The sequence below is a fragment of the Massilia sp. Soil_C_3 genome, from assembly GCF_057657035.1.
On sequence record NZ_JBDGJG010000031.1, the window covers coordinates 1 to 559 of the forward strand.

The 559-nt window shown below is 54.4% G+C and carries 1 protein-coding gene; it reads left to right on the forward strand.

Annotation, left to right across the window (positions count from 1 at the left end):
- Nucleotides 1-525 (forward strand): IS3 family transposase (locus tag AC3A6F_RS25315; protein WP_487686548.1); only part of this gene is annotated, 525 nt, incomplete at its 5' end.
- Between the last annotated feature and the right edge of the window lie 34 nt (nt 526-559).

Consider the following 559-nt stretch of genomic DNA (forward strand, 5'->3'; position numbering starts at 1 on the left):
GATGATCTCGTAAAGCGCGCATTCAGCAGAACCGTGCCGAATAAGGTGTGGGTCGGAGACATGACTCAGATCGCGACTCGCAAAGGGCCGCTGCATCTTGCTGCGTTTATCGACCTGTGTACGCACCGCGTGGTTGGCTGGATGACCGGAACGAGTCAGACAGCGAAGCTGGCGATAGCCGCGCTACAAGCTGGCTTCACGCAGCAAAAACCGCAGGCAGGGTTGATCTGTCACACCGACCAAGGCTCGCAGTTCGCCTCAGCCCTATTCAGGAATTACCTCAAGGATCATCAGGCACGACCGAGCATGAGCAGGAGAGGAAACTGCCACGACAATGCCGTGGCAGAAAGCTTCTTCTCGAATCTGAAGAACGAAGTTACTCACCATACGATTTACGACGATCATGCGTCAGCGCTAGCTGCAATCACCGACTACATCGACGTGTATTACAATCAACAACGACTCCACCAAACCCTCGGCTACCGAACGCCCGCTCAGGTGGAAAAAATTCTCAGCTGTGCCTGATTAACCCTGTCCACCATTCCGGTGCATCTCACTC